Genomic DNA, 25,921 nt, shown 5'->3' with positions numbered 1-25,921 from the left:
GCCATGCCCGGGCAAGATCAGTTGAGGATATTCAAAATACCATCGAGCCCCACGAAGTTCAGCGCCACGTCCGCCTGCGAACGCACCACGGGCTTGGCGCGGAAGGCAACCGACAGGCCGGCGATGCCCATCATTTTCAAGTCGTTGGCGCCATCTCCCATGACGATGGCTTGCGCTGGCGTGATGCCCAACTGTGCGCAGACACGCTCTACCGTGCGCTGTTTTTCTTCGGCGTCGACGATGCCGCCTAAGACTTTGCCGGTCAGCTTGCCATCGACGATTTCCAGTTCGTTCGCGTGCGTGAAATCGAGCCCCAGGCGCTGCTTCAGGCGCTCCGTAAAGAAGGTAAAGCCGCCCGAGACCAGCAGGGTTTTCAGGCCGGCTTTCTGTACGGCAGCGAGCATGGTTTGCGCACCCGGCGACAGCTTCAGGCGCTCGTCGTAGACGCGCTGCAGGGCTGACGCGTCTAGTCCTTCGAGCAAGGCCACGCGCTGCTTCAGGCTGGCGGAAAAATCGAGTTCGCCGCGCATCGCCGCCTCCGTGATGGCCGCCACCTGCGGTTTCAAACCCTGCATGTCGGCGATTTCATCGATGCACTCGATGGTGATCAGGGTCGAATCCATGTCCATCGCCACGAGCTTGAATTCATTCAGTTCGCGCTGGCCCATCATATAGGTGGCGTCCAGCTGCGCCGCCTGCGCCGCCACTTCGATGGTGTGGCGCAGCGCGGGAGAATAGGCGATCTGCTCGCAGTGCACGGCGTTCGGGCCGATTCGCGTGATGCTCGCGGGCGCAGCCAGGGCGGCGATGCGCTCAAGCCTGGCCATGTCGCCGTCCGCGTCTTGCAGGATCAGATTCATGGTGATGGAAGTGGTATTGGTCATGGGGGCAGTCCCGCGTAAGGTTATCTAATAGTCTACACCGTCAATTGCTTGATGGTGGTCTTGATCTGTGTCACGCGCGCGGCCAGGTCGGGCATGGTGGCCGTGATTTTCAGCTTGTCCTGGCCATGCAGCTTGATATGGCGGTTCTTCTGGATCAAATCGATGATGCGCATCGGGTCGATCGGCGGCTTGGCCATGAATTGCAGGGTGGCCGCCTCGCCATGTACGTCAATCTTGACGATGCCCACGGTTTTCGCGCCGATGCGCAGGCGGTGCGTCTCGATCAGCGCTTTCACGGCGTCGGGCAGCTTGCCGAAGCGGTCGATCAGTTCTTCCTGGATATCGTCGATTTTTTCCTGCGTGGCGCAGTTGGCCAGGCGCTTGTAGATCGACAGGCGCTCGTGCACGTCGCCGCAGAAGTCGGCCGGCAGCAGGGCCGGCACGTGCAGGTTGATTTCCGTCGTCGAGGCCAATGGCGCGGCCAGGTCCGGCTCCTTGCCGGCTTTCAGCGAGCGCACGGCTTCGTGAAGCATGTCCGAATACATCTGGAAGCCGATTTCCGTCATCTCGCCCGACTGGCTCTCGCCCAGTACTTCGCCGGCACCGCGAATTTCCAGGTCGTGCATGGCCAGGTAAAAGCCGCTGCCCAGTTCTTCCATCTGCTGAATCGCGTCCAGGCGGCGCTGCGCCAGTTTTGTGAGACCCTGCACGTCGTGCACCAGCAGGTAGGCGTACGCCTGATGGTGCGAGCGTCCGACCCGGCCGCGCAGCTGGTGCAGCTGCGCCAGGCCGAATTTGTCGGCGCGGTGCATGATGATGGTGTTCGCCGTTGGCACGTCGATGCCCGTTTCAATGATCGTCGTGCACAGCAAAATATTGAAACGCTGGGCGACGAAGTCGCGCATGACCTTTTCCAGGTCGCGCTCGTGCATCTGGCCGTGGGCCACGGCGATACGCGCCTCGGGTAGCAGTTCCGTCAGCATGGCCAGGCGGTTCTGGATAGTGTCCACCTCGTTGTGCAGGAAGTAGATCTGGCCACCGCGTTTGAGTTCGCGCAAGCATGCTTCGCGGATGATGGCTTCGCCCTCGCTGCGCACGAAGGTCTTGATGGCCAGGCGCTTTTGCGGTGCCGTGGCGATGATGGAAAAGTCGCGCAAGCCTTCCAGCGCCATGCCCAGCGTGCGCGGAATCGGCGTGGCCGTCAGGGTCAGCACGTCCACCTCCGCGCGCAAGGCTTTCAAGGCTTCCTTCTGGCGCACGCCAAACCGGTGTTCCTCGTCGATGATGACCAGGCCCAAGCGCGTGAACTTCACGTCATCGGACAGCAGTTTATGCGTGCCGATGACGATGTCGATGGTGCCGTCGGCCATGCCCTTGAACGCCTGCGTGATCTCCTTGCCGCTGCGGAAACGCGACAATTCCGCGATGCGTACGGGCCAGTCGGCGAAACGGTCGGCAAAGGTTTGCGCATGCTGTTCCGCCAGCAGGGTGGTGGGCGCCAGGATGGCAACCTGCTTGCCGCCCATGACGGCGATGAAGGCGGCGCGCAGCGCCACTTCGGTCTTGCCGAAGCCGACGTCGCCGCACACCAGGCGGTCCATCGGTTTACCCGAAGTCATGTCCTTGATGACGTTGCGGATGGCCTCGGCCTGGTCCGGCGTCTCGTCGAAGCCGAAGCTGTCGGCGAAGCGCTGGTAATCATGCGCCGAAAATTCGAAGGAGTGGCCCTGGCGCAGGGCGCGGCGCGCATACAGGTTGAGTAGCTCGGCGGCCGTGTCGCGCACCTGTTCCGCCGCGCGCTTCTTGGCTTTTTCCCACTGGCCCGAGCCAAGCGAGTGCAGCGGCGCGTCTTCCGGCGAAGCGCCAGAATAGCGGGAGATCACATGTAACTGCGACACGGGCACGTACAGCTTGGTGTCCTTGGCGTATTCAAGGTGCAGAAATTCCGTTTCGCCTTCGCCCAGGTCCATGCTGGTCAGGCCCATGTAGCGCCCGATGCCGTGGTTGATGTGCACCACGGGGTCGCCGATTTTCAGCTCCGACAGGTCGCGCACCATCGATTCGACCTGCGTCACGCCCTCCTGCTTCTTGCTGCCAACCCTGCGCCCGGAGCCGGCGTACAGTTCCGTCTCGGTGATGAAGGCGAGCTTGCTGTCCGGCGTGAACAGCTCGAAACCGGCGTGCAGCGGCGCCACGCCCAGCATCAGCTTGGCGTCGGATTGCAAGAAGCCGTCGCAGCCTTCCACCGGCGTCAGCTGCAGATCGTATTCGGTGAAGTACTGTTGCAATGTTTCACGGCGGCCGTTCGATTCGGCGCAGATCATCACGCGGCGCCCTGATTGCAGCACATAGCTGCGCAGGTTGGCCAGCGGGTCGTCGGCGCGGCGGTTGACGGCGATATTCGGCACCGGCGCCGACAGTTCGGAGGCCAGCGCATCGTTCGATTTCGCAATCGCCAGGCGCGGATACGGCTTGGCCAGGCCGAAGAACTGCTCGTCGGACAAGAAGATCGATTCGGGTGGCAGAATCGGCCGCTCGCGGTCCGCCTTCAAAAAGCGGTAGCGCGACTCGGTATCGGTCCAGAAGCGCCCGATGGCTGCATCGATTTCGCCCACCAGGGCCAGTGAAGCGTCGGGCGGCAGGTAGTCGAACAGGGTAGCCGTTTGCTCGAAGAACAGGGGCAAATAGTATTCGATGCCGGCCGAGGCGATGCCGCTGCTGATGTCCTTGTAGACGACCGAGCGCGACGGGTCGCCCTCGAACTGCTCGCGCCAGCGGTTGCGGAAGGTGGTGCGCGCCGCTTCATCCATGGGAAATTCGCGGCCCGGCAGCAGCCGCACTTCGTGCACCGGGTACAGCGAGCGCTGGGTGTCGGCGTCAAACGTGCGGATCGTTTCGATGGTGTCGCCGAACAGGTCGAGCCGGTAAGGCAGGCTTGACCCCATGGGGAACAGGTCGAGCAGGCCGCCGCGTACCGAGTATTCACCCGGTGACATCACTTGCGAGACATGGCTGTAGCCGGCCAGCGTCAGTTGCGACTTCAAGCGCGCTTCGTCGAGCTTTTCGCCCTTCTTGAAAAAGAAGGTGTAGGCCGCTAAAAAGGAGGGCGGCGCCAGGCGCACCAGCGCCGTGGTGGCCGGCACGATCAGCACGTCGCACTGGCGCGTCTGGATTTGGTGCAGCGTGGCGAGGCGCTCGGAGACCAGGTCCTGGTGCGGCGAAAAGGCGTCGTAGGGCAGGGTTTCCCAGTCCGGCAGCAAATGGCAGCGTAGTTCCGCGCCGCCAAACCAAGGGATTTCATCGAGCAGGCGCTGGCCGTCGCTCGCCTGCGCCACCACCACGGCCAGCATCTGGCCGCGCGCTTTCAATTCCAGTGCGGCCAGCGCCAGGGCATAGGCATCGGACGAACCATACAGGGCGGGCAGCGCGTAGCGGTTGCCGGGCTTGGGGAGAGCTTTTTTTAAGTCTAAGGACATGCAGGCGATGACACTAGTGGCAGAGGCAGTTGAGTGGAATAGCTGTGGTGCGGGCAGCGCCGCCAGTGACGGCGCTGACAGACGAGATTATAGACTATCGCCCTTATCTGCGCGCTTGAGACAGCCGTCGCTCGCGGCAGTAACTTGTGGCCAGTAAGCGCAACCGTACTTTAGTACGCCGAGCATAGTACGCCGAGCATCGCAGGGCGTACATGACGATGCGCAGCAGGTGTCAGCCTGCGCGGACATTGGCGATGCCGAAGGGCACATGCACCATCGGGATGGTGCCGCCCGCCGATTTCAGGTGGCTCAGCTGATCGTCGAAGAAGATATGTGGCTTGAACACGGCCAGCACGCGCGACTTGTCCATTCCGCCCAGGAAAAACGTTTCGTCGGCCGCCACGCCCCAGCTTTTCAGGGTTGTGACGACCCGTTCGTGCGAGGGCGCGCCGCGCGCCGTAATGATGGCGATACGCAGGATCTTCTTGTAGCCGGGGTCGCGCCGCTGCGCCTTCTCTTCCAGGCGCTGCATGCTGGCCAGCTTCTGGAACAGGTCGGCCAGCGGGCCGGGGCGGTGCGGCGTGCCTACGTTCAGGGTTTCATGGGCGTGGAATTCATCGACGTCGTTGTTGCGCTTGAACACGGTTTCCGCTTCGTCATCGGCGATCACGCCATCGAAGTCGAAGGCCACGCGCAGCTCTTCGTCGTTCTCGTCGTCTTGCGTGCGCGACGGCAGCACCAGGCCCGCCGGATAGTTGCAGGCCAGCGCGCTGCGCACGTCGTCTTCATTTGCGCTGAGGAAGAGCGAGGCGTTGAAGGCCGGCAGGTAGGGGTAGGGCGATTGGCCCGTCATGAAGGCGGCGCGCGAAATATCCAGGCCGTAGTGGGCGATTGAGTGCATCACGCGCAGACCCGTTTCCGGCGAGTTGCGCGAAAACAGCACCACTTCCACGGGCGACTGGCGTGGATAGTGTTTGTTGATGTTCAGGAAGCGGCGAATGAAGGGAAAGGCCACGCCGCGCGGCAGGACCGTATCGATATGCGCTTGCTGGTACTTGCGGTACTCCTCGGGGCCGTTGTCGAGGTAGACCTGATGCGATTCGGCCAGGTCGAAGAGGGCGCTGGAAGCGACCCCGATCACCAGTTTTTGTTCGATAGGATAGGCCATGCTGTTCCTGTGGTGTGCGTGTTGACCATCTTATACGACTATTAACTGCGTAGCCAGTACTGGCGCATGGCGTTTTTTTTTGCCAAAAGCTAGTTTCAAGTCATTTTTTTGCCCGCCCTGCAACACGCACTACAGTAAAGAAATAAATCTTGTCTTGCATCAAGTAGGTACCTGTCAGTAATTTCCTTTTTCCTTTATGCTTGTGCTTAGAAAATCTCTCCAATTGTAACGAAGCGTACGCCCCATCCCCGCCACCTTTATACAAATGTCAGCCGTTTAACTCGCATATGCCAGCCCGAACCTTGCCAGCAGCCGTCGTGACTTTATAAAGGACTTAGCCATGTTTAAGAATTTACTGATCAAATGGAAACTGGCGACCCTTGTCGCCGTGATGATGACAGCCTTGCTGGTGGTGGGCAGTTGCGGTTACGCGGGCATCGGCACCGTGGGCAACGCCGTCAATGAAATCGGCGTAGTGCGCCTGCCGTCGATCCAGGGCTTGATGATGATGAGCGAGGGCCAGACGGCCGTCGCCGCCGCCACCTTGACGGCCGCGATATATGAAAGTAATTACCAAGCACAAGACAAGTTCGCGCAAGCGCTGCAGCTGCGCAGCAAGGCCTGGAGCAATATCGAGGCGGGCCGCAAGTTGTATGAGCCGTTGCCGCAAACGCCCGAGGAAGCCGTGTTGTGGAAGCGCTTCCTCGATGAGTGGGCTGCCTGGAAGGGCGATGACGACAAGGTGCGCGCCACCTTGCGCCAGCTGGCCGACAACCGCGACGAGCAGCAGCAAAAGATCCTGTTCGTGGCGTTCTACAAGCATTATCTGGATTCGCGCAGCCGATTCGACAAGGCTGAAGCGACGCTTGATGAAATCATCAAGCTCAATAACGACGTGGCCGACACGAGCGTCAAGGATGGCAGCGCGGCTGTGCAGCGCTCGGAAAGCCTGATGCTGATGATGGGTTTGCTGGCCTCGGCACTGGGCATGGTCTGCGCCGCCTACATTACGCGCGCCATCACGCAGCCGATCAATTTGGCCGTGAAAGTGGCGCAAACGGTGGCTTCGGGCGACCTGACGAGCCATATCGAGGTGCTCACGACGGAAGAAACGGGCCAGCTGCTGCAGGCGCTGAAAGACATGAATTCCAGCTTGGTCAATATCGTCGGCCAGGTGCGCAGCGGTACCGAGACGATGGCTGCGGCCTCGTCGCAAATTGCCAGCGGCAACCTGGACCTGTCCTCGCGCACGGAAGAACAAGCCAGCTCGCTGGAAGAGACGGCGTCGTCGATGGAAGAGCTGACGTCCACCGTGCGGCAAAATGCCGACAATGCCCAGCAGGCCAACCAGTTGGCGCTGAGCGCCTCGGGCGTGGCCGTAAAAGGCGGCGCCGTGGTGCGCAAGGTAGTCGAGACCATGGATAGCATCAACGATTCCTCGCGCAAGATCGTCGACATCATTTCCGTTATCGACGGCATCGCCTTCCAGACCAACATCCTGGCTCTGAATGCCGCCGTGGAAGCGGCGCGTGCGGGTGAGCAAGGACGCGGTTTCGCCGTGGTAGCGACCGAGGTGCGCAACCTGGCGCACCGCTCGGCGGCGGCGGCCAAGGAAATCAAGACCCTCATCGGTGACTCCGTGGTAGCGGTCGATGCGGGTAGCAAGCTCGTTGCCGAGGCGGGCGGCACGATGGCTGAAGTCGTCTCCAGCGTGCAGCGCGTGACGGACATCATGGCCGAGATCAGCCTGGCGACGCAGGAGCAAAGCATGGGCATCGACCAGATCAACCAGGCCATCGGCCAAATGGACCAGGTGACCCAGCAAAACGCGGCGCTGGTGGAAGAGGCGGCCGCCGCAGCCGAATCGCTGCACGAGCAATCGGGCCATCTGGCCGAGGTGGTCAGCGTCTTCAAGCTCGATGGCATGCAAGCGCCTGTCGTGCGTGCGAAGGCGGCCGCGCCGCGCGCCGCGCTGGCCAACAGTGCGCTAGTGCGTCCGGCAGCGCATCGAACTGCGGGCCGGCCGGCCCTCAATGCTGTCGCGTCCTCGCACCAAAGCGCGTCGCGCGAGCCGGAGTGGGAAGTGTTCTGACAGCTCGATGGCGTCAGCCTGCACTTGCGCACGGCTGCCTTTGCACGCCGCCTTGCACACTTTGTACGCGTTGTCGATCCGGCTGGCTTGGCCGCTATTCGTAGGCGCCCAGCCGGCGCTGTTCTTCCGGTGTAAAACTGGCGTCGCGCAGTTGCTGCAGCGCTGCCCCATCCTGCGCGCCGTCGGGCAGGGTTGCCTGCTGCGCCTTGTGCGTTTGATAGGCTATGATGCGCTGTTGCCACTGCGATTGCTCGCGGTCCAGCTCCGCCAGGCGCGCTGCCGCCGCTGGCGTAAACGTGCTGGCGCGCAGGCGGTAGACTTCATTCTCGCCGCCGCCCTGGGCGCGCAGCGTCTTCACGGCCGCATCGAGCTGGGCCACCTGCAGTGGTGCATCGCGCGCGGCGCGCTGGGCCGGCGACAGTTGCCGGTCCAGCGCCGCCAGTTGCGCCTGGCGCTGCGCTGCATCGAGCGTGGCGTCGCCCAGGATGGCCATGCGCACTACGGCATCGTCATCGTAGGCGTCGCTGGCGCCGAACAGGCCCGCGCTTTCCTCGGGCGTAAAGTAATTGCTGCGCAGCGCGCGTAGCGCTTGCAGGCGCGCGCGCGCCGCCCGAGCGGGATCTGCTTGCGCGGGCAAGGCTTGTTGCGCGCCAGCGAGCGCCTGCTTGTAGGCCAGCCAGGCGTCCAGCAGGCGCCTGGCTTCGCGGGCGGGGACCGGCGCCAGGCGTTTATCGAGATCTGCCTCGATCTGGCTGCGGATGGCTGCCAGCGGCTTTTCGCCCAGGCCCGCCAGGTAGTAGTCGAACAAGTGGCCCAGCTCCGCATCGAGCACCAGCTTGTCGCCTGCGGCCACCGTCACGTTGCCGTCTGGCCGCGTGCCTTGCATCGAGCGCACGAACGCGAACAGGTCCGGTTCCGGTTTTTCTTGCTGCGCGTCGGGTGGCTCGCCCGGGCGCAGCGCCAGGTACAAGCCCACGAGCAGCGCCAGGGCTGCCCAGCTAGCGCCGACAATCCATTTCGCGTGCATGCGCTTCTCCTTATAGTCCCAGGCCTTGCAGGCGGTTCGCTTGCTGGCGATAGACGGTGACGGGGTTGGTTTCAAACAGATTGACGATGCCGACGAACTGGTTGACTTCATCGAGGTGGTTCATGGCGTAGTCGTCGCGTATCACCTGGCCCAGGTGGCTCGAACAGCTGCTGACCAAGCCATCGTTCTTGACGTCGCCGAAAGCCAGGCTGACGGCCGCCAGGGCCGGGTCGCCGACGTCGAGCAGATTCGTATACGGTTGCGCGCCGCTCCACGAAAAGTAGTACACGCCTTGCACCTGGTAGGCGCCTTCACCGCAGGCGGTGGTGGGGATACCTTGCGGGTGACGTTTATTGAAGGCCAGCGCGCCGGCCGTGGACAGCGACGCCAGCGAGGCGCTGGCGTTTTGCGGCAGTCCCTTGTTGCCCGACAAAATGCCGATGAGCGAGGCGAGCGCATTGCCCAGCGCGCCACTGGTGTTGGGAATGGCACCGCTGAGGATATCGGCCACCTTGGAACCCTTGTTGACGCCAGCCACGCTGGTGACGGAGGCCACCAGGTCGGGCCGCACGGAAGCGACATAGCGGGCCGTGGGGCCGCCGTGGCTGTGGCCGATCAAGTTGACTTTGGCCGCTCCCGTGACGGCGAGGATTTGCTGCACCTGCGACAGCAATTGTTCGCCGCGCACTTCCGTGCTGTTGGCCGCCGAAACCGTGCTCACATACACTTGCGCGCCGCCGCTGCGCAGGGCGGCCGGCACGCCATAGAAATACTCGACGGGGCCGAGCTTGTCGAAGCCGAACAGGCCGTGCACCAGCACGATCGGGTACTTCGTCTGTGTGTAGCCGGTGGCGCTGGCGGTGCCAGGCAGGACGGCGATGGTGAGCAGCAGGGTGAATAACAGTTGCCAGAAGCGAGTCTTCATTTTGTCTCCGTAATGTGTCAGTGATCGACGCAATGCATGGTCGATTAAGTGTGGAAATGTCGATGCTGTAGCGATGCGCCGTGCGCCCCTGCACATTCTATTGATGGATCAAATCTAGCGAGCGCTCGGTTTTATGACTGTAGCATTGCTCGATTCAGATTGCAGACAATTGCATGATGCAGCGCAATAACTGTCGGTATTTGGCATCGTCTGTGCGCCCATTGCATAGTTGCAATGTCACAGTGGTTTTCCTGGGCTATAATCGGCGCGGCTTCAGCCGTCCCGCCGTCTTGCAGTGCCCAATGCTGGCATTGCTTAGACCTCGCTTCTACACCGTTATTTGGGAATGCACTTGTCGACCCATTTTAATTTTGAACAGTTTCAGCAGATGACGCCTTTAAACGGCGAAAATATCTGGGAATATATTCTTGACCGTCACGCTGACCGCATCGGCGTCAAGCGCCGCAAGCCGGCGCTGGAAAATCTCGAACGCATCTTCGTCGCCACCTTCCGCCTGGCCAATGACGTCGGCTTTCGCGCCATGAGCTTGCGCGACCTGTGCCGCGAGACCGGGCTGTCGATGGGCGGCCTGTATGGCTACATCGCCAGCAAGGACCAACTGGCCGAAATGATCGAGGACGTGGTGCGCCACGCCACGCAAGCCCTGCCGCAGCTGTTCGCCGACGTGAAGTCGCCGCTGGACCGCCTGGAGGCGATGATACGCTCGTCGATTTACCTGTCCGAAGTGCTGCAGCCGTGGTTTTATTTTGTCTTCATGGATTCGCGCGTGCTGCAGGCGCAGCAGCGCAGCATGGCGAAGAATTCGGAGCTGTATGTGCAGACCTTGATCGCCGCCACCATCGGGCAAATCGAGCCGAAGCCGCACGGCGATCCGGCCTTGCTGGCCGCGCACTGCCTGGCCCTGTTCCAGGACTGGTACGTGAAGCGCTGGAAGTACCGCGCCGCGAAGGTGAATGTCGACGATTTCGCCGACAGCGTCGTCAGCACGGTGCACGGGTATTTGAGCATGACCGCTGTGTAAACCTCGGCGGCACTTGTCGGGTTACGCCGTCCCGGCTAACCCGACCTACGATTGGTGATTGATGCAGTAATAGGTAGGTCGGATTAGCGAAGCGTAATCCGACAAGATACCTGCGTCAGTTCGTGGTTTCGATGGGTAGCGTCTCCGGCACTGCCGCCGGATCGGTCGGCGTTTCCACCTCCATGTCGAGCGTCTTGACGCCATTCATGTCGATGAACTCGTCATACAGCCATTCGCCATCGACCTGGCTCAGGCCCGCCGGCACGGCGCGCGTCACTTGCGGACGCGTCGACAGCGCGATGCGCATGTAGTCGATCCAGATCGGCATGGCCAGGGTGGCGCCAAATTCGCGTCCGCCCAGCGATTTTGGCTCGTCATAACCCATCCACGCCACCGCCACGATGCCACCGCCGTAGCCGGCAAACCAGCCGTCGACGGCATCGCTGGTGGTGCCTGTCTTGCCGGCGATGTCGCTGCGCCCCAGTTTTTTCGTCGCCGCCGCACCCGTGCCGGTGCGCGTCACTTCGCGCAGCATGCTGTCCATCATGAAGGCATTGCGCGGGTCCAGCGCCAGGGTCTTGTCGTCGTTCGCGGCCGGTGGCTTCGTTTGCATCAGTACGCTGCCTTTGGCGTCGACGATGCGCTCGATCAGGTAGGGCTCCACCTGGTGGCCGCCATTGGCGAACAGGGCGTAGGCGCCCGCCATTTGCACGGGCGTGACGGAACCGGTACCCAACGCCATGGTCAGGTTGTTGGGTTGGCGTTTTGGATCGAAACCGAATTTTTCCAGGAAGTCGTGCGTGTACGACACGCCCAGCGCGCGCAGAATACGTACCGAGGCGACGTTCTTCGACTGCGCCAGCGCATAGCGCATGGTGATGGGGCCATCGAATTTGAAGTCGTCATTCTGCGGCGCCCACACCTTGCCGCCGGCCTGCATTTCCAGGGGCACATCGTTGATCAGGGTAGCCGGCGAATAGCCTTTTTCCAGCGCCGCCGAGTACACGAAAGGCTTCATGGCCGAACCGGGCTGGCGCCAGGCCTGCGTGACGTGGTTGAACTTTTGCAGCTTATAGTCGAAGCCGCCCACCATTGCATGGTAGGCGCCCGTTTGCGCATCGAGCGAGACGAAGGCGGCGGCCACCAGCGGCACTTGCGTGATGGCCCAGTTGCCCTTGCCATCCCTGGTGATGCGGATCACGGCGCCCGGGCGCAGCTTGATGCCGGCGCTCGCCTTGCTTGAGAGTGCCGATGCGGCAAAGCGCAAGCCCTCACCGGTGATGGCCTTGGCGTCGCCGTCACCGGTGTCGGCCAGCACCATACCGCCCGTTACTTGCGTGACGACGGCGGCGATCAAGCCGTCGCTGTCCGGGCGTTTTTGTAGTGCAGCATCGATAGCGTCGTCGCGCTGCTCGGGCTCAGCCGGCATGTCGATGAAGGTTTCCGGGCCGCGGTAGCCGTGGCGCTGGTCGTAGGCGATGACGTTGCGGCGCGTCGAGGCGTAGGCCGCATCCTGGTCCGCTTTCAAAATCGTCGTGTAGACGCTGATGCCCTTGCTATAGCTGTCTTCCTTGAATTGAGCGTACACGGCCTGGCGCGCCAGTTCGGCCACGTATTCGGCGTGCGTCTCAAAACCCTGCTTGCCGCGCGTATTGAAACGCAGCGGTTGCGCCAGCGCCTGCTGGTACTGGCCTTCGCTGATGTAATCGAGTTCGCGCATGCGTTTGAGCACCAGTTTCTGGCGCGCGTGCGCCTTCTTTGGGTTGCTGATGGGGTTATGGCGCGAGGGATTTTGCGGCAAACCGGCCAGCATGGCCATTTCGGCGATCGACAGTTCCGACAAAGGCTGGCCGAAGTAGGTCTGCGCCGCGCTGCCGAAGCCGAACGAGCGCTGGCCCAGGTACATCTGGTTCATGTACAACTCGAGGATTTGCTCTTTCGACAGGGCCGCTTCGATCTTCAGGGCCAGCATGATTTCATTGAGCTTGCGCGAAGCGACTTTTTCGCGCGTCAGGAAGAAGTTGCGCGCCACCTGCATGGTGATGGTGGAGCCGCCGCCGTGGCCAAAGCCGTGGCGCAGGTTCGACAGCACGGCGCCGCCGACGCGCACGAAGTCGATGCCGTGGTGCTCATAAAAGCGGCCGTCTTCAATGGCGAGCAGGGCTCTTTTCATCATTTCCGGCACTTGCGCTATCGGCACGAAGTCGCGGTGCTCTTCGCCAAATTCGCCGATCAGCACATTGTCAGCCGTGTACACGCGCAGCGGTATCTTCGGCTGGTAGTCGGTGATGACGCCTAACTCGGGCAGGCGCGGGCGCACGTACAGGAACAGATAGGCAGCCAGCAGTATGGCCGCTGCCAGCGCGGTGCAGCCGGCGAGGATGATAGCGCGCATGGCAGCGCGGCGGGAAGGCCAGGGGAATCCGGATCGTTTGGCAGTCAAGGCAGTCTCACGTGAGCGTGCAAGGCACGGTGGCAGCGATTATAGACCAAGGCGCCAGCGCTTCCGGTGCGGGCGCGGTCCGGGACCGGGAGCAAAAAACCTTTTCATCGAAACGCGGCTGTGCGATAGTCTCGGCTTCAAGAAAGAGCCCGGGCGTCAATCCGGGCTGTTTATTTTTACATCATTACTAATGAGCGCCTGATAAAACCGTAGCGAGCGAAAGGGAGTTGTGGCCGAGAAGCGCAACTGTACGCAGGTACAGTGAGCATCGCAGGCCGCAGATCACGACGCGCTTAGGTTTGCTCAGGCATTCCTTAGACACAAGGATTTTTTTATGGCAAAAGATGCAATGCCGAGCGCCGTGAAGCCGTATATTCCGGCCGATGCGAAGCTGCCCGAGATGACCTTCCGCGCGCTGTTCATGGGCGTCATTCTGGGGATGGTGTTTGGCGCCTCCTCGCTGTACCTGGTGCTGAAAGTGGGCTTGACCGTCAGCGCCTCGATCCCCGTCGCCGTGATCGCCATCACCCTGTTCGGCCTGGCCAAGAAGGTGGGCGGCAAGGATTCGTCTATCCTGGAAAACAGCATCACGCAAACGGCCGGTTCGGCCGGCGAGTCGTTGGCTTTCGGCTTGGGCGTGACCATGCCCGCCATCCTGATCTTGGGCTTCGACCTGGAAATGTCGCGCGTCATGCTGGTCGGTATCCTCGGTGGCTTGCTCGGTATCCTGATGATGATCCCCATGCGCCGCACCATGATCGTCGATCAGCACAAGGAACTCAAATTCCCCGAAGGCACGGCTTGCGCCGAAGTGCTGAAGGCCGCTGCCACGGAAGAATCGCGCATCGCCGCCGGTGAAAGCATCGAGAAGGATTCGGCCGCCGCACTGGACGCCAAGCGTCGCGCCAAGATCATCTTCGGCGGTTTCGCCGTCGGCTTGCTGTATAAAGTCTTCAATATCTCGTTCAAGGGCTGGAAGGATACACCGGGCGTGGAATTTGCCGCGCCGCTCAAGGGCGGCTCCATCGGTGCCGAGATTTCGCCTGAATTGCTGGGCGTGGGCTATATCATCGGCCCGCGCATCGCCGCCACCATGGCGGCCGGCGGCGTATTGTCTTATCTGCTCTTGATCCCGATGATCAAGTTTTTCGGCGACAGCCTGACCACCGTGCTCTCGCCCGGCACCAAGTTGATCAGCGACATGGGCGCCGACGACGTGCGCAGCGCCTACGTGCTGTACATCGGCGCGGGCGCCGTGGCCGCCGGCGGCCTGATTTCACTGGTGCGCGCCATGCCCATGATCTGGCGCAGCCTGTCGGCCGGCCTGAAAGGCATCGGCAAGGGTGTCAAGAGCAATTCCACGCTGCGCACCGAGCAGGATATCCCCCTGAAATGGGTCATCATCGGCTGCCTGGCCATCATCGCCGTGATCACCTTCGCCACGCCGCTGCACATGAATTTCCTCGGCGCGCTGCTGATCCTCGTCTTCGGCTTCCTGTTTGCCACCGTGTCGTCGCGCCTGACGGGTGAAATCGGCTCCTCGTCGAACCCGATCTCCGGCATGGCCGTGGCCACCTTGCTGTTTACCTGTCTGATCTTCCTGATCATGGGCTGGACGGGCGGGCGTTACTATGTGACGGCCCTGTCGGTGGGCGCCATCGTTTGCATCGCCGCCAGCAATGCCGGCACCACCTCGCAAGACCTGAAAACTGGCTACCTGGTGGGCGCCACGCCGCGCCTGCAGCAGTACGCGATCCTGGCGGGCGCACTGTCGTCGGCGCTGATCCTCGGCCCCATCTTGCTCAAGCTGAATGAGGCGAGCACCGTCTATGTGCCGGCCGCGCAAGTGGCGCCTGGCCTGACGGTGGACGCGTCGAAACTGACAGTGACGGGCGAGCTGCATGGCCCGCAAGCCGACACCGACCACAATACGTATAAAGTCTGGCAAAAGACCGATACCGTGGGCGGCCCGGCCGGCAAATATTTTGTCAAGGACGATGGCCAGTTGGCTTACCTGGTCGATCCGGGTATCAATGGCCATTACAGCAAGCGTCCCGACGGTTCGGAAGTGAAAAAATACGATGCGCCCAAGGCCGTGCTGATGTCCTACATCATCAAGGGTATCCTCGACCAGCAACTGCCGTGGACGCTGGTGCTGTTTGGCGTGATGATCGCCGTGGTGCTGGAAATGGCCGGCATCCCATCGCTGGCGTTTTCGGTGGGCGTGTACCTGCCGCTGTCGTCCACTTTGCCGATTTTCGTCGGCGGCCTGGTACGCTGGCTGGCGGACCGCCGCAACAACAAGCTGGAACACAACGCAACACTGAACGAGGAAGAGCGCCAACTGGCGGGTGACCGCAGTTCGGGCGTGCTGCTGGCGTCCGGCTACATCGCCGGCGGCGCACTGGCCGGCATCATCATCGCCATTACGGCTGGCGTGCTGACGCACTTCGACCAGATGATGGCCGACTGGGCCGAACACGGCAACCCGTTCTACGCGGGCCTGCACTCGGATGCGTTGTCCCTGCTGCCGTATGCGCTCATCATCGTGCTGTTGTATATCGTCGCACGCGAGAAAAAGGCGGCTAGCAAGCTGGCTTGATGCCGGGTATTGTCGAATGCAAGCCGCCCGGATCGTGATGATACCGGGCGGTTTTTTTTATGCGCGCCCGGTCGGGCCGCCAGGGCAGGGCGGGCCGCAAAACGCCGCGCTTCGAACAGGCTGCCATCGACATGCGTTTCGCAGGCCTTGCTACACGGCGCGCAGTATCGGCGTATGCAGCGGCGCAGCATCGAGCAAGGCCAGGCGTGCATGCGAGTACCTCTGCACTCGCGCATAGGGATCCCGCTTCTCGAGAAAAACGGCAAACAGGAAATCAGTCGCTCATCAGGCCTTCGTCGGCTAGATGCCGAACACTTTCAAGATCGCATCGGCGCAGCCCTCGAACCAGCTGCTTGCCTTGCCCGCTTGTTTGCCGTGCCGCGCGGTTTCTTCATACAGGTAGACGCCGTTGTCGCCATCGAAGCGGTCGTTAAGCAAGGCTTGCTGGCCGCGCAGGTAAGGCATGAAGGTGTCGCTGCGCAGGGTCGAATACAGCACGTCGGTGCTAAAGCCCAAAGTGGCGCACTGGCTGATCGAGCGGCCCTGGCCTGCGCGCTCCAGGCGCACGCCGCGGCAGCCGCGCACGATCAGGGTGACGGGGCCGCGAAAGACGATGAAGCGCAGCTGCAGGGTGAGCCATGCGTGCAGGCTACCCAGGCGCCAGTGGCTCGATATCGCCAGCGGCTGGCCCGCGTCGCAGATCAATCCCACCAGGCCCCGTGGCTGGAAGACCAAGGCGCAGCCGGCCGGCAGGTGGACGATGGCCACTTCCAGCAGCGGATCGTCGCTGGCGGAAATGGTCACGGATGCTGCTTGCTCGCTGCGCAAGCGTGTCAGTAGCAGCATGCCGGCGGCCAAGCTGGTGAAAGGGAAGCGCCAGTCCAGCAGCCACTGCGTGCGCTTGGTGCTATTGACGGGCGACGCTTGCAGGTAGGCGGGATGGATCAGCATCTGCTGGCCTGGCTGCAGTTGCAGCGCCTGCGAGACGGCGGAGATGCGCGATTCGCCTGGCGTTAGCAGCGGCTGTGGCAAGGCCAGGGCGTTGCCCTCTACTTGCAGCTCGCGCGCGACCGACAGCGGCGGCATGCGCGCGGCCAGCGGCGCGAGCACGAAGTAAAAGAAGGCCCTGATGGCGACTGGCAGCAGGATCGCCGACAGCACTAGCAGGGCGGCCGTGGGCCCGTAACGGGCGAATAGTTCACGCAATGCGCGCCACCAGTTGTCGCGCAGCTGTCCTTCCATCGACGCCATGGCATGGACCAGATCGCGCAGGCATGAGTCGAGGCGTGCCTGGTCTATCTGGAATGACGCGATGCTGCCGGCGTCGACAGGAGCGAGGTGCTGGCGCTGCGCCAGGTAGCGCTGATATGCCAGCGCATTGGCCTCGCGCAGGCGCGCTTCCTCGGCCTGCATCGCGGCCATCGCTGCATGTTGCGCCGTACCCGGGAGATAAGCGCGCAGCGGGTATGCTCGTATCTGCTCCTGTTGTCTGGCCAGGTTGGCGCAGAGTGTCTGGTAAGCCTGCCGATGTTCGCCATGCAGGCGCTGCAGCAGCTGGCGTGCGCTTTCATGGCCGAGGGCAATACGCAGTGATTGTAGATAGGCGCGTTCCTGCAACAGCAGTTCGATGCGGATGTGCTGCTCGGCCTGCCTGGCGATGGCGTCGCCGAGATCTTTGCCTGTGGGTAGTGCCAGGGTGAAGGACCACGCTGCTGCCGTTTGCCGCAGCGCGCCCAGTGCCATGTCGATATGCGCGATGCGCGTCGCGATGGCTTGGTCGGAAGCCTGGCGCAGCCCGTCTACCCGCGCCTGCGTCTCCCGGCTCAACATTGCTTTGCGGGTGTCGGCATGACTTGCTCCATCGCGCAACATACCGAGCCGGGCCTGTCCAGCGTGAAATTGGCGTGCCTGTTCCAGCAGCGCATGGCCGGCTGCGAGTATGGCAACGAATAGCAGGAATTGCAGCAGATGTCGGCTGAGAAAGCGTAGCAGGGAAGCGAGGAGAAGGCGCAAGGGTCGGCAAGAATAAAGCTGGCGGTGGCGGTGGCCGTAATGGCTGGGGCTGCGTACCGGCTGCAAGGGCAGTCCGATACGCACACCTGATTTTACCGCACCGCCGTGATGGCAGTGCAGTGCGATCAGCCGCGGTGGATCATCGCTTCGTTGACGGCCTGGACAACCTGGTTCAGATACTCGCGGTTCTTGGTCATGAGGGCGCGTGTTTCACCGGCAGAAGTTGCCAGCAGCACGTGGTAGACCGGCTTGACCAGGAACAGGACGGCGAGACCGGCTCCCAGCACCAGCAGGCCGAAAAAGGGACTGCTGCCGACCATGATGCCCAGGCCAATCAAGGCAATGATGATGGCAAGTGCACGTGGCGGTTTTTTCTCAAATGGCTTGACCGATGTCACATTGCTCATGGCATAGGTCTGGCCACCGCTGACGAAACGGGCGTTGGTAACCTTGACATCGCCTTGCTCAAAAAAAGTGCGCTCTTCCATGGAATTCCTGTGTGGTGATATTGATTAACATTGTTGCATTTCAACAATCTTTTCACTATACACAGTTGTGTATTGTCAATACTCACGCATTGTCACATTTTGGCCCGATAGAACATCATATAGAACATTTTTTACGCGCTATCGGCATCGGCGCAGCATTTTTTGTACTTCTTGCCGCTACCGCAGTGGCACGGGTCGTTGCGCCCTGTCTTTGGCACTTCGCGCAGCACGGTGGCGCCGGGCTGGCTTTGTGCCTGGCTTTTCAGGTGGCGCTGGCGTGCCCAGCCGGCATTGATGGCGATGACAGCGGGAATCACGCCATCCATGGCCGTTTCGGCTGCGTCGTCGTCAAGCGCGCTGGCTGTCGCCAGGTACTGGAACGGTGCCAGGCAGTGCGGCTGGTTGACGGCCAGGGCTGCCCACTGTGGCTTGTCCAGGCTGGTGCCAAGCAGGAAGCCTGCGCACCAGGCCGGTACGCTCCACTCGGGGCCGCATACATAGATGGGCTCGAAGCTGTCCGGGTCCTTCGCCAGCCATTCGACCATGTAGGCGTGGTGGCGCTGCGCCAGGCTGGCCGCTCGTTCGCTGTCCGCGTCCGGCGCGGGCGCAGTGTTGCCCGCTGCCTTGTCCCAGACCCAGGGCAGCCATTGCTCGGGTGTGATGTGTTTCGGGCTCAGGGCGACGGCCGTGAGAAAACCTTCCAGCATGGACACGTCCATGGCGGCATTGGCCAGCGCTGGCGCTGCCAGCAGGGTGTCGAGTTCGGCGTATTCGTCGTCGGAGAGAGGGGAGGTGGTGGAGATACTGGACATGGGATTCTTTATCGGGGTTGCTCGGGGGGGGCCGCTGGCCATGGCGGTATTGTACCGCCCGGCAAGCGTAAAACCGGTGCCGGAATAAAAAACGGCGGCCCGCAGGCCGCCGCTTTTATCCAAGGCAGAACGCTTACTTCACGCCATGCATCAGTTTGTTGATCAGCGGTGCGATCAGGAACAGGATGACGCCGGCGCCCAGCAGGGACCAGAAGCCGAAGGTGTAGCCGGACAGGGCCGACTGCACCGACATGCCGCTTTCGCCGCTGACGTGGCTGGCGAAAATGCCCGACAGGTTGTTGCCGATACCCGTAGAGAGGAACCAGCCGCCCATGCCCAGGCCCACCAGGCGCACCGGCGCCAGCTTGGTCACCATCGACAGGCCGATAGGCGACAGGCACAGCTCGCCGATCGATTGCAGCACGTACACGGTGGTCAGGGTCCAGAACGGGATCTTGTTATCGGCGCCAACCAGGCTCGACAGAGCGAAGATCAGCAGGCCGAAGGCCAGCGCATTGCCCAGCAAGCCCAGGCCGAATTTGCGCGGGATCGATGGATTGACGTTATGGCGTGCCAGGAAGACCCAGACGGCGGCGATGATAGGCGCGAAGACGATGATGGCCACCGAATTGACGGTCTGGAAGTAGGCGGTCGGGAAGATCCAGAAGCCCAGGTCGCGGTTGACGATTTTGTCGGCCAGGAAGGTAAACGAGCTGCCTGCCTGTTCGAAGAACATCCAGAACAGGATGTTGAAGACGAAGATCAGCAGCATGGCGATGACGCGGTCGCGCGCAACTTTACCGTTGCGTATGCCTTCGATCATCAACATCACGGCCAGGCCGGCGAACAACACGGTCAGGACGATTTGCAGCTTTTCAGCGCCGACGGTGAGCAGGAAGTACATCAGCGGAATCACGCACAGCGAGCCGACGGCTACCCAGACGACGCGCATCGGGTTGCCTGAACCGGCTTCCGGTGCGCCTATGCCCTTCAGGGCGCGGCGGCCGATGAAGAACCATACCAGGCTGATCAGCATGCCGAAACCGGAGGCCATGAAGACCATCTTGTAGGAAGGCATGGCGCTGGTGCCAAAGATCGACTCGGCCAGCCATTGCGTGAAGACAGGCGCGACCATGGCGCCCATGTTGATGCCCATGTAGAAGATGGTGAAACCACTGTCGCGGCGCGGATCGGCTGTCGTATACAGCTTGCCGACCATGGTCGAGATGTTCGGCTTGAACATGCCGTTACCGACGATCATGGTGGCCAGGCCCAGGTTGAAGATATCCTGGTTGGGCACCGAGATGCAGAACAGGCCGGCGGCCATGAAGATGGCGCCCAGCAGAATCGAGCGCTGGTAGCCGATGACGCGGTCGGCGATGTAACCGCCGAACAGGGCGCCGGCGTACACCAGCGCGAGGAAGGAACCATAGGTCAGGTTGGCCGCTGCCTGTCCTGAAGCGTCGCCGCCGTGGAACTGGGCAACGATGTACAGTACCAGTGCCCAGCGAACTCCGTAGAACGCGAAGCGTTCCCAGAATTCGGTCATGAACAACATCCACAATGGGCTTGGATGGCCCATAATTTGCTTGAACTCCGGAATAACGGCTTCCTTGTTGGGCGTAGTCGCACCGCTCATGCGGTTCCTCCTGAAAAATTATTATAGTCTATCGATACAACACACTTATGGAAGCCTGCGTGCGGCGGGCACTCTCATGAAGAACCTCACGCACGGGAATTCCAATAGGCTGGCATTCTAATCTACAAATTGCGCTGAGCGAAGGTTTCGATTCGCATTAGCAAGAATGACTGTTTCATATGAGTCAAACCGGTTTGCAGGCAAGGATGGCCGGGCGATTTTGCGGCGACACAGCACAACTTGCCTGACTTGTCGTATATTTGTCGCAAATTTGTCGTATATTAAGGCTGCATGACCTTCGAGCATCGATTTTTAAAGGGATTTTTCGCATTATGGAACACGACGTTATCGATACTCTGGTTTCACCGGAAGGCCGCCTGGACGTGCTCTCCAAGACGGAAGTCAATAAACTGCTCGATACCAGCCAGGGCGGCCTGTACAACACCTTCCGCCGCTGTGCGCTGGCAGTCTTGAATTGCGGCAGCACCATCGACGATGGTCGCGCCTTGCTGGAGCGCTACCAATCGTTTGAAATTTCCATCATCCAGCGCGAGCGCGGCATCAAGCTCGATATCAAGGGTGCGCCAGCCATCGCCTTTGTCGATGGAAAGATGATCAAGGGCATTCACGAGCACCTGTTTGCCGTGCTGCGCGACATTATTTTCGTCAGCGATGAGGTCACGGGCAACCCGAAATTTGACCTGCACAGCACGGAAGGCGTGACGGACGCCGTGTTCCACATCTTGCGCAACGCGAACGTGCTGCAAACCCAGCTCAACCCGAATCTGGTGGTATGCTGGGGTGGTCATTCGATCAACCGCGCCGAATACAATTATTCGAAGGAAGTGGGCTACCAGCTGGGCTTGCGCGGCCTCGACATTTGCACCGGTTGTGGTCCCGGCGCCATGAAGGGTCCCATGAAAGGCGCCACCATCGGCCACGCCAAGCAGCGCCTGCACAATGGCCGCTACCTGGGCATCACCGAGCCGGGCATCATCGCCGCCGAATCGCCGAACCCCATCGTGAATGACCTCGTCATCATGCCGGACATCGAAAAACGCCTGGAAGCGTTCGTGCGTGCCGGCCACGGCATCGTCGTCTTCCCCGGTGGCGCCGGCACGGCCGAAGAGATTTTGTACATCCTCGGCATTTTGCTACACCCCGACAATGCCGATATTCCATTTCCCTTGATCTTCACGGGTCCGGAAACCTCGCGCGAATATTTCGTGCAGATCAATCAGTTCATCAGCGACACCTTGGGCCCGGAAGCGCAGCAGCGCTATAAAATCATCATCGACGACCCGGAACTGGTGGCGCGCGAAATGCTCGAAGGCATACGCCTGGTGCGTGAATTCCGCAAGGCCCATAGCGATGCCTATTATTTCAATTGGCTGCTGAAGATCGACCACGAGTTCCAGAAGCCGTTTCACCCCACGCATGAAAACATGCGCAACCTGAGCTTGCACAAGAACCAGCCCACGCACTTGCTGGCAGCGCAGTTGCGCCGCGCGTTTTCCGGCGTGGTGGCGGGCAACGTCAAGGACGACGGCATACGCTCGATCGAAGAGCACGGCAACTTCGAAATCCATGGCGACAAGGACATCATGGGCCCCATGGATGCCTTGCTCGCCTCCTTCGTGGCGCAGCACCGCATGAAGCTGGCGGGCACGGCGTACGTGCCTTGCTATACCGTGATGCAGTAAGCTGCCTTGGCTTGCTGTTTTGGACTCAGTAAGCGGCAGCAAAATTACCGCCTTCGGCGCGCCGGGACGGCGCTGAGCACGCTGTACAGATGGGGCGGCTGGATGCTTGCAGGGAAACGGCGAAGAAGCGTAAAAAAGCCGCCTGATCTTGCGATCAGGCGGCTTTTTATCGGTTTGCGTGCGTGCTTAGTCTTCGCGGCGCAAATGCGGGAACAGCAGTACGTCGCGGATATTGGGCGAATCCGTGATGATCATCATCAAACGGTCGATGCCGATGCCGCAGCCGCCGGCTGGCGGCATGCCGTATTCCAGCGCGCGGATGTAGTCGGCGTCATAGAACATCGCCTCTTCATCGCCGGCATCCTTGGCGGCCACTTGCGCCAGGAAGCGGGCCGACTGGTCTTCTGCATCGTTCAACTCGGAGAAGCCGTTGGCGATCTCGCGGCCGACCATGAACAGTTCAAAGCGTTCGGTGATGCCGGCCACCGTGTCGGAAGCGCGCGCCAGAGGCGACACTTCGACCGGGTAATCGATGATGTAGGTCGGTTCCCACAGCTGCGCTTCGGCCGTTTCTTCAAACAGCGCCAGTTGCAGCGCGCCCAGGCCGGCCGTGGCGAATGGCTTGACACCGAATTTCTTCAGCTCTTCCTTGATGAATTCGGCATCGCTCAACTGCTCGGCGCTGTAGCCCGGCGCATACTTGTTGATCGCTTCGACGATGGTCAGGCGGTGGAACGGTTTTGCCAGGTCCAGCTCGCGGCCGCCGTAGGTCAGGCTGGCAGTACCGTGCGCATCGATGGCAGCCTGGCGAATGACCGCTTCCGTGAAGTCCATCAGCCATTTGTAGTCGGTGTAGGCGGCGTAGAATTCCATCATCGTAAATTCTGGGTTGTGACGGATCGACACGCCTTCGTTGCGGAAGTTGCGGTTGATCTCGAACACGCGGTCGAAGCCGCCCACGACCAGGCGCTTCAGGTACAGCTCGGGCGCGATACGCAGGTACATTTGCATGTCGAGCGCATTGTGGTGCGTGATGAACGGCTTTGCCGCGGCGCCGCCCGGAATCGTGTGCAGCATCGGCGTTTCCACTTCCATGAACTCGTTCTTTTCCATGAAGCGGCGAATCGACGAGATGGCGGCGGTACGCGCCTTGAAGGTGCGGCGTGTCTCCTCGTTCATGATCAGGTCGACGTAGCGCTGGCGGTACTTCGTTTCCTGGTCGGCCAGGCCGTGGAATTTGTCTGGCAGCGGGCGCAGCGACTTGGTGATCAAACGCAGTTGCGTGACCTTGATGGTCAGTTCGTCCGTCTTGGTCTTGAACAGGGTGCCCGTCACGCCCAGGATATCGCCCAGGTCATAGTGGTGCAGGGCGGCCATGGCCGCTTCGCCGGTAAGATCAAGGGTGGCGTAGATCTGGATGCGGCCGTCGGCCTTCGGGCCGGAAGCGTCTTGCAGGGTGGCGAAAGCGGCTTTCTTGCCCGCTTCGCGCTTGAGCATCATGCGCCCGGCCAGCACCACGTGCACGGGATTTTCTTCCAGCTCATCGCGCGTCTTGCTGCCGTATTGCGCGTGCAGATCGGCCGCCTTGTGCTCAGGGCGGAAATCGTTCGGGAAGGCGATGCCTTGTTCGCGCAGTGTGGCCAGCTTGACGCGGCGCTCGGCGATGATCTTGTTTTCATCTGGGGCGGCGGCTTGTTCTTGGATATCCGTAGTCATGGTGTTCTTCGTTGGTGATTATTGATGATGTGGCGTCAGAGCAGGCGCCACGCTGGCAAACAGTGCGTCGACGTCGAGTGCGGAGAAATCGGGCACGATGGCAATGACGTTGTCGTATGCGGCAAATGCTTCGGCCGGCAGGGTGGTGCTCAGCACCACGACGCGCATGCCGGCACGGCGCGCCGCTTCCACGCCCAGGGGCGCGTCTTCAAAGACGATGCAGTCTTGCGGCAGCGCGCCGGCCAGTTGCGCGCCTTTCAGGAAAACGTCCGGCTGCGGCTTGCCGCGTGCCACGTCGGCGGCGCCGACGATGGCGTCGAAGCGGTGCCGCAGGTCCAGGCCGTCGAGTGTGAACGCGATGTTCTCGTCCGGCGCGGCCGTGCCCACCACCAGTGCCACGCCGTGCTGGCGCGCGCTGGCGATCAAGCGCTCGAACCCGGCCACAGTGGCCAGGTGCGGGCCATACAGTTCGCGGTAGACGACTTCCTTTTCAGCCAGCAAGCTAGCGTGGTCGGCTTCGTCGCCCAGGTACTTGGCGATGATTTCGCGGCCCTGCCGTCCTGCCGTGGCGCGGAAAAAGGTGTCCGCATCGAGCACATGGCCCTGACGTTCAAAGAACGCCAGCCACGAGCGCGTGTGGAAGGCCATGTTGTCGACGATCGTGCCATCCATGTCGAACAGGAAGGCACGCTGCGCCGATGCCGATGCCGATGCCGGTGCATTCATCCTTACACGCCCTGTTTCAGCGAGGCGGAGATGAATTCGTCGATGTCGCCATCGAGCACGCCCTTGGTGTTGCCCGTCTCGAAGCCGGTGCGCAAGTCCTTGATGCGGGACTGGTCCAGCACATAGGAGCGGATCTGGTGACCCCAGCCCACGTCCGTCTTCGAGTCTTCCAGCTTTTGCTGCTCGCTCATGCGCTTGCGCAGTTCATGTTCGTACAGCTTGGCTTTCAGCATTTCCATCGCTTCGGCGCGATTGCGGTGCTGTGAACGGTCGTTCTGGCACTGCACCACGATGCCGGTCGGCGCATGGGTCATGCGCACGGCAGAGTCGGTTTTGTTGATGTGCTGGCCACCGGCGCCCGACGCGCGATAGGTATCGACGCGGATGTCGGCCGGGTTGACGTCGATTTCGATCGAATCGTCGACTTCGGGATACACGAACAGCGACGTAAACGAGGTATGGCGGCCGTTGGCCGAGTCGAACGGCGACTTGCGCACCAGGCGGTGCACGCCCGTTTCCGTGCGCAGGAAGCCGTAGGCGTGATCGCCCTCGACTTTCAGGGTGGCCGTCTTGATGCCGGCTACCTCGCCGTCGGACTGCTCCAGGATCTCGACCTTGAAGCCCTTGCGTTCGCAATAGCGCAGGTACTGGCGCAGCAGCATCGAGGCCCAGTCCTGGGCTTCCGTGCCGCCGGCACCGGCCTGTATGTCGATGAAGCAGTTGTTCGGGTCCATCGGATTGTTGAACATCCGGCGAAATTCCATGCTTTCGATGACCTTGCGGATTTCCTGTACGTCTTGCTCGATCGCTTCGAGCGTCTCTTCGTCGCCTTCTTCGCGGGCCATGTCGAACAGATCGCGGGTGTCGCGCAGGTCGGCATCAGCACGGGTCAGCGTGAAGACGATCGCTTCGAGCGCCTTCTTCTCTTTACCGAGTTCCTGGGCGCGCTTGGGATCGTTCCAGACGGTCGGATCTTCCAGTTCTTCGTTGACTTGCTCTAGTTTCTCCGACTTGACAGTGAAGTCAAAGATACCTCCGAAGTTCGGCTTCGCGGACCGTCAGGTCGTTGAGCAGGGCGGAGATGATATTGATGCGTTCGGCTTCCATAATATTCTGGTCTTCTATGATGAAATCAAACCTTGGATTATACGCGAGCGCGGCCCGT

At 61.5% G+C, this 25,921-nt stretch carries 17 protein-coding genes; 4 read left to right on the top strand and 13 right to left on the bottom strand.

From position 1 onward, the window contains the following. Window positions 1-17: 17 nt before the first annotated feature. From serB to H4V96_RS12550, 3 genes are all read right to left on the bottom strand, one after another. Window positions 18-860: a phosphoserine phosphatase SerB gene (serB, locus tag H4V96_RS12560; protein ID WP_196856855.1), complete on the bottom strand. Its 843-nt coding sequence runs from the start codon at window positions 858-860 to the stop codon at window positions 18-20. A gap of 56 nt (window positions 861-916) precedes the next feature. Further along, window positions 917-4,360 (bottom strand): transcription-repair coupling factor, encoded by a 3,444-nt coding sequence (gene mfd / locus H4V96_RS12555; RefSeq protein ID WP_070347120.1) that lies wholly within the window; start codon window positions 4,358-4,360, stop codon window positions 917-919. 232 nt (window positions 4,361-4,592) lie between these two features. After that, window positions 4,593-5,528, bottom strand: coding sequence for a 5'-nucleotidase (locus H4V96_RS12550; RefSeq protein ID WP_196856850.1), 936 nt, complete (start codon window positions 5,526-5,528; stop codon window positions 4,593-4,595). Window positions 5,529-5,868: 340 nt separating this feature from the next. On the opposite strand from H4V96_RS12550, the gene H4V96_RS12545 reads away from it, so the two are divergent. After that, window positions 5,869-7,620: a methyl-accepting chemotaxis protein gene (locus tag H4V96_RS12545; protein WP_196856849.1), complete on the top strand. Its 1,752-nt coding sequence runs from the start codon at window positions 5,869-5,871 to the stop codon at window positions 7,618-7,620. Between the two features lie 94 nt (window positions 7,621-7,714). Here the strand turns inward: H4V96_RS12545 and H4V96_RS12540 are convergent, their stop codons facing one another. Together H4V96_RS12540 and H4V96_RS12535 are read right to left on the bottom strand one after the other, a co-directional pair. Then, entirely contained in the window at window positions 7,715-8,647 is a 933-nt protein-coding gene (locus H4V96_RS12540) for a lipase secretion chaperone (RefSeq protein ID WP_196856848.1), read from the bottom strand. 10 nt (window positions 8,648-8,657) lie between these two features. Next, the gene (locus H4V96_RS12535; protein WP_010398975.1) at window positions 8,658-9,572 is read right to left on the bottom strand and encodes a triacylglycerol lipase; all 915 of its coding nucleotides are present in this window, start codon (window positions 9,570-9,572) and stop codon (window positions 8,658-8,660) included. A 388-nt stretch (window positions 9,573-9,960) separates the two neighbouring features. Between H4V96_RS12535 and H4V96_RS12530 the strand changes: the two genes are divergently transcribed. Then, window positions 9,961-10,614 carry a helix-turn-helix domain-containing protein gene (locus H4V96_RS12530; protein WP_280720974.1) on the top strand — a complete coding sequence of 218 codons (654 nt, stop codon included), beginning with the start codon at window positions 9,961-9,963 and terminating at the stop codon, window positions 10,612-10,614. A 115-nt stretch (window positions 10,615-10,729) separates the two neighbouring features. On the opposite strand, the gene H4V96_RS12525 is transcribed toward H4V96_RS12530, so the two are convergent. After that, window positions 10,730-13,009: a PBP1A family penicillin-binding protein gene (locus H4V96_RS12525; protein WP_196856846.1), complete on the bottom strand. Its 2,280-nt coding sequence runs from the start codon at window positions 13,007-13,009 to the stop codon at window positions 10,730-10,732. Between the two features lie 382 nt (window positions 13,010-13,391). On the opposite strand from H4V96_RS12525, the gene H4V96_RS12520 reads away from it, so the two are divergent. Beyond that, window positions 13,392-15,659, top strand: a complete 2,268-nt coding sequence (locus tag H4V96_RS12520) for an oligopeptide transporter, OPT family (RefSeq protein ID WP_280720973.1) — start codon at window positions 13,392-13,394, stop codon at window positions 15,657-15,659. 300 nt (window positions 15,660-15,959) lie between these two features. On the opposite strand, the gene H4V96_RS12515 is transcribed toward H4V96_RS12520, so the two are convergent. The 4 genes from H4V96_RS12515 to H4V96_RS12500 form a co-directional block, all read right to left on the bottom strand. Further along, entirely contained in the window at window positions 15,960-17,489 is a 1,530-nt protein-coding gene (locus H4V96_RS12515; RefSeq protein ID WP_196856845.1) for a hypothetical protein, read from the bottom strand. Window positions 17,490-17,797: 308 nt separating this feature from the next. Beyond that, the gene (locus tag H4V96_RS12510) at window positions 17,798-18,160 is read right to left on the bottom strand and encodes a DUF6232 family protein (protein WP_010398968.1); all 363 of its coding nucleotides are present in this window, start codon (window positions 18,158-18,160) and stop codon (window positions 17,798-17,800) included. Between the two features lie 131 nt (window positions 18,161-18,291). Continuing rightward, the gene (locus H4V96_RS12505) at window positions 18,292-18,972 is read right to left on the bottom strand and encodes a UPF0149 family protein (protein WP_196856844.1); all 681 of its coding nucleotides are present in this window, start codon (window positions 18,970-18,972) and stop codon (window positions 18,292-18,294) included. Between the two features lie 133 nt (window positions 18,973-19,105). Further along, on the bottom strand, window positions 19,106-20,611 hold the full coding sequence (locus H4V96_RS12500) for an oligopeptide:H+ symporter (RefSeq protein WP_196856843.1): 1,506 nt from the start codon (window positions 20,609-20,611) through the stop codon (window positions 19,106-19,108). A gap of 332 nt (window positions 20,612-20,943) precedes the next feature. Between H4V96_RS12500 and ppnN the strand changes: the two genes are divergently transcribed. Continuing rightward, window positions 20,944-22,314 (top strand): nucleotide 5'-monophosphate nucleosidase PpnN, encoded by a 1,371-nt coding sequence (ppnN, locus tag H4V96_RS12495; protein WP_196856842.1) that lies wholly within the window; start codon window positions 20,944-20,946, stop codon window positions 22,312-22,314. Between the two features lie 186 nt (window positions 22,315-22,500). On the opposite strand, the gene lysS is transcribed toward ppnN, so the two are convergent. From lysS to prfB, 3 genes are all read right to left on the bottom strand, one after another. Then, window positions 22,501-24,030: a lysine--tRNA ligase gene (gene lysS, locus H4V96_RS12490; protein WP_010398961.1), complete on the bottom strand. Its 1,530-nt coding sequence runs from the start codon at window positions 24,028-24,030 to the stop codon at window positions 22,501-22,503. An 18-nt stretch (window positions 24,031-24,048) separates the two neighbouring features. Then, window positions 24,049-24,756: an HAD family phosphatase gene (locus H4V96_RS12485; protein ID WP_196856841.1), complete on the bottom strand. Its 708-nt coding sequence runs from the start codon at window positions 24,754-24,756 to the stop codon at window positions 24,049-24,051. 2 nt (window positions 24,757-24,758) lie between these two features. Continuing rightward, a protein-coding gene (gene prfB / locus H4V96_RS12480) for a peptide chain release factor 2 (protein WP_128089338.1) occupies window positions 24,759-25,863 on the bottom strand; the annotation gives its coding sequence in 2 pieces (ribosomal slippage) (window positions 24,759-25,781 and window positions 25,783-25,863; 1,104 coding nt in all). Window positions 25,864-25,921: the final 58 nt, after the last annotated feature.

The sequence above is a fragment of the Janthinobacterium sp. CG_23.4 genome (genome assembly GCF_029892305.1).
GTDB lineage: Bacteria > Pseudomonadota > Gammaproteobacteria > Burkholderiales > Burkholderiaceae_D > Janthinobacterium > Janthinobacterium lividum_D.
Note: the sequence above shows the minus strand (reverse complement) of the source record. Positions and strands in the feature narration are given on the sequence as shown.

What these genes read in the sequence shown, in the direction of transcription:
- H4V96_RS12550 (WP_196856850.1), bottom strand. Translation starts at nt 5,528, where the DNA reads ATGGCCTATCCTATCGAACAAAAACTGGTGATCGGGGTCGCTTCCAGC.
- ppnN (WP_196856842.1), top strand. Translation starts at nt 20,944, where the DNA reads ATGGAACACGACGTTATCGATACTCTGGTTTCACCGGAAGGCCGCCTG.
- mfd (WP_070347120.1), bottom strand. Translation starts at nt 4,360, where the DNA reads ATGTCCTTAGACTTAAAAAAAGCTCTCCCCAAGCCCGGCAACCGCTAC.
- H4V96_RS12540 (WP_196856848.1), bottom strand. Translation starts at nt 8,647, where the DNA reads ATGCACGCGAAATGGATTGTCGGCGCTAGCTGGGCAGCCCTGGCGCTG.
- H4V96_RS12535 (WP_010398975.1), bottom strand. Translation starts at nt 9,572, where the DNA reads ATGAAGACTCGCTTCTGGCAACTGTTATTCACCCTGCTGCTCACCATC.
- H4V96_RS12525 (WP_196856846.1), bottom strand. Translation starts at nt 13,009, where the DNA reads ATGCGCGCTATCATCCTCGCCGGCTGCACCGCGCTGGCAGCGGCCATA.
- H4V96_RS12485 (WP_196856841.1), bottom strand. Translation starts at nt 24,756, where the DNA reads ATGAATGCACCGGCATCGGCATCGGCATCGGCGCAGCGTGCCTTCCTG.
- H4V96_RS12505 (WP_196856844.1), bottom strand. Translation starts at nt 18,972, where the DNA reads ATGTCCAGTATCTCCACCACCTCCCCTCTCTCCGACGACGAATACGCC.
- H4V96_RS12515 (WP_196856845.1), bottom strand. Translation starts at nt 17,489, where the DNA reads ATGTTGAGCCGGGAGACGCAGGCGCGGGTAGACGGGCTGCGCCAGGCT.
- H4V96_RS12500 (WP_196856843.1), bottom strand. Translation starts at nt 20,611, where the DNA reads ATGAGCGGTGCGACTACGCCCAACAAGGAAGCCGTTATTCCGGAGTTC.
- H4V96_RS12545 (WP_196856849.1), top strand. Translation starts at nt 5,869, where the DNA reads ATGTTTAAGAATTTACTGATCAAATGGAAACTGGCGACCCTTGTCGCC.
- H4V96_RS12530 (WP_280720974.1), top strand. Translation starts at nt 9,961, where the DNA reads ATGACGCCTTTAAACGGCGAAAATATCTGGGAATATATTCTTGACCGT.
- lysS (WP_010398961.1), bottom strand. Translation starts at nt 24,030, where the DNA reads ATGACTACGGATATCCAAGAACAAGCCGCCGCCCCAGATGAAAACAAG.
- H4V96_RS12520 (WP_280720973.1), top strand. Translation starts at nt 13,392, where the DNA reads ATGGCAAAAGATGCAATGCCGAGCGCCGTGAAGCCGTATATTCCGGCC.
- serB (WP_196856855.1), bottom strand. Translation starts at nt 860, where the DNA reads ATGAATCTGATCCTGCAAGACGCGGACGGCGACATGGCCAGGCTTGAG.
- H4V96_RS12510 (WP_010398968.1), bottom strand. Translation starts at nt 18,160, where the DNA reads ATGGAAGAGCGCACTTTTTTTGAGCAAGGCGATGTCAAGGTTACCAAC.